The sequence below is a fragment of the Parasphingorhabdus sp. genome (genome assembly GCF_041748495.1).
Taxonomy (GTDB): domain Bacteria; phylum Pseudomonadota; class Alphaproteobacteria; order Sphingomonadales; family Sphingomonadaceae; genus Parasphingorhabdus.
In genome coordinates this window covers 1-5,788 of the sequence record NZ_JBGTDD010000016.1, presented here as the reverse complement: position 1 = coordinate 5,788, position 5,788 = coordinate 1, and the positions used below count along the sequence as shown (strand labels likewise).

Sequence of the window (5,788 nt, the reverse complement as noted above, 5' to 3'; positions counted from 1 at the left end):
GGTCGAAAACCTGTTCGCCAAAATCAAGGACTGGCGACGCATCCACACCCGCTATGATCGCTGCGCACACACTTTCCTGTCAGCCATCTGTATTGCTGCGACCGTCATCTTCTGGTTGTGATCAATGAGTCCTGACCCTAGGTAATAATACCTAAGTGCCAAGCCGGATTTGCGATGATGAGGGATCTCGATAGATTTGGGCAAAGCTCTATTCATCATGCGAAAGTCGATCAAATCATGCAGACGGTTCTGTGCATTTCCCTCAATCCAGCGATTGATGTTTCCTGTGATGCGAATGAAGTCAAGCCAACGGTCAAGATCAGAACGTTTAATCAGATCCATCATCCCGGCGGTTGCGGGGTCAATGTGGCGCGCGTGATCGCTACTTTTGGCGGGCGACCGGACCTCGTCTATCTTGCAGGCGGCGCGACCGGAGCCTTGTTGTCAGATAGCCTTGATACGCTGCCTTTCATGCAGCACCGGGTGCCGGCTGCCGCGGCAACCCGGATTTCCTATACGGTACATGACATCGAAAAGGGTCTGGAGTATCGCTTCGTACCCGACAGTGCCGCTGTGGCGTCAGGTGAACTTGATGCGGTGCTGGACATCGTCGACCGACTGTCTTTTGACTATATGGTCGCCAGCGGCAGCCTGCCCAAAGGGGTGCCCGATGATATTTATGCCAAACTTGCCAGCGTCGCAGCGAGCAAGGGTGCGCGTGTCATTCTCGACAGTTCCGGCAATGCTCTGAAAATGGCGCTTGAAGAGGGCGGAATTTATCTGGCGAAGCCCAATCTGGCCGAGTTGGAGCAGTTGGTTGGAAGGCCGCTTGACCGGAACAGCGCGCGCGCGGAAGCCAGAAAGCTTGTGCGAGCGGGAAAGGCGGAGAATGTTGTTGTGTCCATGGGAGAGGAGGGAGCTCTGCTGGCAAATGCGAAAGCTGTGACAGATGTTTCCGCTCCACAACTGGCGGTTCGTTCCTCGGTTGGCGCCGGAGACAGTTTCGTTGGCGCGATTACATTTGCCCTGGCGTCAGGAATCGAAGTCGCGGAAGCCTTTCACTTTGCCGTTGCCGCGGGTTCTGCGGCAGTGATGACGCCTGGCACCGCATTATGCCGCCGCGAAGATGTTCTGCAACTATACCGACAAAGTGCTGAAGAACGGCACGCTAGTGCAAACAACCGGTTGCTGTCGATGATTTCTGCCTAACCCCAACGGCCGCTCTGGTTCATTGCATGATCGAGGCGGTCGGCATGGCATCGGCTGTACGGACGATTCCGCGTCCTACCGATAGCAGGACGAGCGACGGAATCGAGCGCTTTCGGCTTGATTGGATCTAGAATAAAACGACCGCAACTGAGTGCGAAGCAGACGTTGAAGCGGTCGGTACCAAAAGTCGCATTTGGGCGCTTAGACGCTACTATCCCGATTTCCTCTTTGAGCGCGATGATGGCAAGTGGGTCATCGTTGAAGTGAAGGGTGACAACATGATTGACGATCCGGTTGTGAAAGCGAAGCAGCAGTATGCTAAGCAAATGGCGATTGCGTCCGGAATGGAATAGCATATGATTAAGGGCAGCGATGCCGACGCGCATAGTTTTCAGGAACTATTTAATTGATCACCTCCAACTTTGCTGGTTGATCATAAGCCCTATTGGGTGGTTAGTGTTCCCGCAGATTTAGGTAATATGTTCGATTCCAGTTCAGTTTAGGGCTTTGCAAGTAAGTCGAATGCTGAGAAGAAATGATATCGTCACGGTAGTAACACTATCAATTCATGATGGAATATCGTCAAAAGGTCGGAGTTAAAATGAAAAGATCAGAGGAAGCGTGGCTCCTTCGAAATCGTGGTATGACCTATCCTCAAATCGGAGCGCAAATGGGATTTGGAGCAACGAGGGCAAGTAAGGCCGTTTATTCTCACAAGCGGCTTATCGAACTAATCGCGCCGCGCGCATGACCGCGCCGACCCTAACCCTAGTCACCGGATCGACTGGAACCGTTGGAAGCGCGATTGTGGCCGAACTGCTAGCGGGCGGGCGGACCGTGCGTTGCCTTGTTCGCGATCCCTCCCGGCTTGCCGCCCGACCTGGAGTCGAATTGTTCAAGGGCGATCTAACCGATCAGGCCAGCATCCGTGCGGCATTGGCTGGCGTGAGCCATGTGTTCCACGCGGGTGGCATTCCCGAACAATGGGTTGCCGACCCGTCAGTCTTCATGCGGATCAACCGCGATGGCACTAAGGCGATGGTGGATGCCGCGTTGGCCGAAGGCGTGTCGCGCTTTGTCTATACCAGCACACAGGACATCTTCGATCTGACGGCCAATCCGTTCGACGAAACGATGCCTGGCCGCGAACCGCTGCTGTCCGACTATGAACGCTCCAAACAAGCCGCCGATCTGGTGGTTGAAACGGCCGTGGAGAAGGGCCTGCCCGCCTGTTTCCTTCATCCCGCCGCGGTCTTTGGACCGGGTGCAGACAAGGTGGTTGGCCTGACCGGTCTGCTCGATCGGCTGCTCAAAAGCGAAGTGCCGGCGCTGTTGCGCGGCGGCTTGCCTGTGGTTTTCAATCGCGATCTAGCCAAGGCCCACTTGCTGGCCGAAGAAAAGGCAGCACCGGGCGCCCACTATATCCTGTTTGATAGCTATCAGACGCTGCAAGACATAGCGCGCGCGGTGGAGGCGGTTGCCCCGGCAGTGAAGCGCCCCGCTACCATGCCCGACTGGGTCGCGGATCTGATCGCCGGCGTTGGTGGGATGCTCGCCGGGATTACCGGCAAGCGACCGCTAGTCTCGCATGGCGAGCTTGGTGTACTGCGCCGCACGGGGCGGCCCATCAGCGCCAAGGCACGGACGGAACTAGGGTGGACCACCACCGACTTTGCCGCTGGCGTGGCCGAAACCATTGCCTGGTTGAAGGAGCGCAATTGATGACCGACGACTTCGTAACAGGGCCGAAAATTGGCATTTTTTGCTGCGTCGATTGATGACGCTGTAACAGAATTGAAACCGGCCGTTGAAAAGGTGTTGATCGAACGCAGTATTCCAGCCAGCCGAATTTTGATCAATGTCGGTGACCCGAAAATCACGTCCAATGATGACATATGAGAATTTAACCGACTTGATTACTGACGGATAATGGTGCCTATCAAGCGGAGCATTTGGAAATAAAGGCTCAATTCATGGAATTAAGAATTTGGCCGTCAAGTAAAGAAGGAAAGTGATGGACGCTGGCCTCGATATGGTTCGGCAGGATAATGAAAAATCTTGGAATTTATCCGTGTGTGCGGATACTTAGTCAGGGTGAGGTGACAAAAATTGTGCCGAAAAAACCATGGCACCCTTCCGAGCGAACGATTTCGAGAGACGGTCAAGTGTAATGATACATCTGGTATCTGTTGCTACCTATCTGCTACCTAGCACGTATCCCGCTCACCATATTATTTCGTAAGTCATTGAAATATGTGGTGAGCCCTGCTGGGTTCGAACCAGCGACCTACTGATTAAAAGTCAGTTGCTCTACCGACTGAGCTAAGGGCCCCTCAACCGGCTGGTGCAGCGCACATAGCCTCCGGGAAGCGCCTCCCTAGGGAGGCTTTCGCGCATGGTCAAGCGGCTTTGGCGGTTTTTCCGGTCGTCAAGTCGGCCGCCGGTGGCGGGCATATAATTGGGCGATCGTCCACCCGCTGAGCGGATCGCGCCAATCGGCTGCAATTTCTGCGGCCGGACCAAGGACAAAGCGGCGCTCGCGCATCAGCGGGTGCGGAATGGCAAGGGCAGGATTGCTGCTGACAAAGGCACCGCCGCTCCACAGGATGATATCGAGATCGAGCACCCGGCGCGACCAGGCCTGCCCCCTGCGGCGGCCAAATTCTGATTCGATCTGCTTGAGCTGTTCCAGCAGCGCGGAGGGTGGCAATGCCGTTTCGACAATCGCGGCGGCATTGGCATATGAGCGCTGGGACGGTCCGACCGGGCGTGAGATGGTCACTCCCGATGTCGACAGGATGGTCAGGCCATGTTCGGCCAGTCGCTGCCACGCCGCAGCGACGATGGCGCGCGGCGGACCAAAATGCCGATGGCGCTGGTTCGAACCGGCGGCGATCAGATAAGGCATAAGCGGCAATCTGGTTCCTGTCCGATGCAAGAGGGATGCGATGGAACAAAGGGTTCCACGCGAGCGGATCGCCTGCTATCATGCAATCAATATCAGGAAAATCAAGGAGAAGCTTCGTGTATCAGCATCCCATTACGTTGTCTGGCGTGGTGCTATTGTCGCTGATGACTGCCGGTTGCAGCCAGGGACAGGAATCGGAATCGCCCGGCGAGGTTAGCGGCAATGTCGCGCGTGCGGCGCTGTTGGGTACGGACCAGACCGAATATGGGGAGGTGATTATCGCACAGGGTGCGGATGGCCTGATCGTCAATATCAAGGCGCAGGGCATGTCGCCCGGTCCCCACGGCGTCCATATCCACGAGACCGGAAAATGCGAAGGCCCCGATTTCAGTTCCGCCGGCGGCCACTGGAACCCGGCTTCAAAACAGCATGGCTTTGACAATCCGCAAGGCGCGCATGCTGGTGATTTCTTCAATCTCGACATTGGCGCAGATGGTACCGGAGCCCTCGAGGCGACGATTGCCGGCGGTCAGTTGAGCGACGGCGATGATGCCCTGCTTGATGCCGATGGCGCAGCCTTCGTGGTGCACGAAGGGGCGGATGATCTGAAGACCGATCCGTCCGGCGAAAGCGGCGGCCGTCTGGCTTGCGGAGTCTTTGTCGGCGGTCGCTGACCAGCAGCGCCTGTGTGGCAATATGTAAAGTGAGAATATGAGCCGTTCCGTGCTGTTCGTTTGCCTTGGCAATATTTGTCGATCGCCGCTGGCAGAAGCCGCCTTGCGGCAGGAGTGCACAGGGTCCCGGCTGAATGTCATCATCGATTCGGCCGGCACCGGCGATTGGCATGTCGGGCAACCTCCGGACGAGCGCGCGCAGGCAGTGGCGACACGGAACGGCTTGGATATTGGCCATTTTCGGGCACGACAGGTCACCGCATCGGATTTTCACGATTTCGATCATGTCATCGCGCTCGACGGCCAGAATTTGCGCGATCTGACCGCCATGCGTCCGGCCAGGGCGGCCGCCCGATTGTCGCTGCTGTTCGACCATGTCGCGGGTCGGTCGGGCGAAGACGTGGCCGATCCCTTTTACGGTGCAGATGAGGATTTCGACCAGACCTGGACGGAGGTGACCGAAGCGGCAAAAGCCATCCGGCAATGGCTGGAGGCAGGCTGATCCATTGCCCTTGGCGGTTGTTTATGAAGCCGGGGACATTTACCATAGATCGCTGGGGACCAGTTCGGACCCGGCATCCAGCAATATCCGGCGATCTCGCCGAACGGGATAATGATATGCGAAAAGCTGAATTTGTGGTCTATCGGTATTTCTGAGAAAATAATTCCAGAAATTGGTCGGCTTGATAGATTCTGTCTATGGGATTGATCGGTAATATTTTGGCAAGTCAAACCGGTTTCCCTTGAAAAACATGAGCCCTTGCCCGATATTGCAAATCAGAGAGCCTGTTTGTCGGCTCGCTAATTTGAGGAGTATGGATATTATGGCTTGGCAAGATCCAAGAACAACATTCGGGCAGCCCCCAGTGGGTACCGCAGCGCAGACTCAGGTCGCGTTTGATGCGGGCCTGCGGACGTACATGCTCAAAGTCTATAATTACATGGCGAGCGGGGTATTGCTTACCGGTATCGTCGCGATGCTGTTTGCCAGTTCCGG

The 5,788-nt window shown here is 56.1% G+C and carries 8 protein-coding genes, 1 tRNA gene and 1 pseudogene; 7 read left to right on the top strand and 3 right to left on the bottom strand.

Features of this window, described 5'->3' with window-relative positions:
- On the top strand, positions 1 to 121 hold a 121-nt coding region (locus ACEW8J_RS01425), incomplete at its 5' end, for a transposase (protein WP_373489845.1).
- 116 nt (positions 122 to 237) lie between these two features.
- Entirely contained in the window at positions 238 to 1,209 is a 972-nt protein-coding gene (locus tag ACEW8J_RS01420) for a 1-phosphofructokinase family hexose kinase (RefSeq protein ID WP_373489844.1), read from the top strand.
- Here the strand turns inward: ACEW8J_RS01420 and ACEW8J_RS01415 are convergent.
- Positions 1,206 to 1,595 (bottom strand): hypothetical protein, encoded by a 390-nt coding sequence (locus ACEW8J_RS01415; RefSeq protein WP_373489843.1) that lies wholly within the window; start codon positions 1,593 to 1,595, stop codon positions 1,206 to 1,208. The genes ACEW8J_RS01420 and ACEW8J_RS01415 overlap by 4 nt on opposite strands.
- A gap of 361 nt (positions 1,596 to 1,956) precedes the next feature.
- Between ACEW8J_RS01415 and ACEW8J_RS01410 the strand changes: the two genes are divergently transcribed.
- Both ACEW8J_RS01410 and ACEW8J_RS01405 read left to right on the top strand, forming a co-directional pair.
- Positions 1,957 to 2,931 carry an NAD-dependent epimerase/dehydratase family protein gene (locus ACEW8J_RS01410; RefSeq protein WP_373489842.1) on the top strand — a complete coding sequence of 325 codons (975 nt, stop codon included), beginning with the start codon at positions 1,957 to 1,959 and terminating at the stop codon, positions 2,929 to 2,931.
- 30 nt (positions 2,932 to 2,961) lie between these two features.
- Positions 2,962 to 3,108 carry a hypothetical protein gene (locus ACEW8J_RS01405; RefSeq protein WP_373489841.1) on the top strand — a complete coding sequence of 49 codons (147 nt, stop codon included), beginning with the start codon at positions 2,962 to 2,964 and terminating at the stop codon, positions 3,106 to 3,108.
- A gap of 357 nt (positions 3,109 to 3,465) precedes the next feature.
- Here the strand turns inward: ACEW8J_RS01405 and ACEW8J_RS01400 are convergent.
- Both ACEW8J_RS01400 and folK read right to left on the bottom strand, forming a co-directional pair.
- Positions 3,466 to 3,541 (bottom strand) — tRNA-Lys (locus ACEW8J_RS01400).
- 96 nt (positions 3,542 to 3,637) lie between these two features.
- Positions 3,638 to 4,117, bottom strand: a complete 480-nt coding sequence (gene folK, locus ACEW8J_RS01395) for a 2-amino-4-hydroxy-6-hydroxymethyldihydropteridine diphosphokinase (protein ID WP_373489840.1) — start codon at positions 4,115 to 4,117, stop codon at positions 3,638 to 3,640.
- 116 nt (positions 4,118 to 4,233) lie between these two features.
- On the opposite strand from folK, the gene ACEW8J_RS01390 reads away from it, so the two are divergent.
- The 3 genes and pseudogenes from ACEW8J_RS01390 to ACEW8J_RS01380 all read left to right on the top strand — a co-directional run.
- On the top strand, positions 4,234 to 4,791 hold the full coding sequence (locus ACEW8J_RS01390; protein WP_373489839.1) for a superoxide dismutase family protein: 558 nt from the start codon (positions 4,234 to 4,236) through the stop codon (positions 4,789 to 4,791).
- A 37-nt stretch (positions 4,792 to 4,828) separates the two neighbouring features.
- Positions 4,829 to 5,293: a low molecular weight protein-tyrosine-phosphatase gene (locus ACEW8J_RS01385; RefSeq protein ID WP_373489838.1), complete on the top strand. Its 465-nt coding sequence runs from the start codon at positions 4,829 to 4,831 to the stop codon at positions 5,291 to 5,293.
- Positions 5,294 to 5,615: 322 nt separating this feature from the next.
- Positions 5,616 to 5,788 (top strand): annotated as a pseudogene (locus ACEW8J_RS01380) (BAX inhibitor (BI)-1/YccA family protein); the annotation flags it as partial.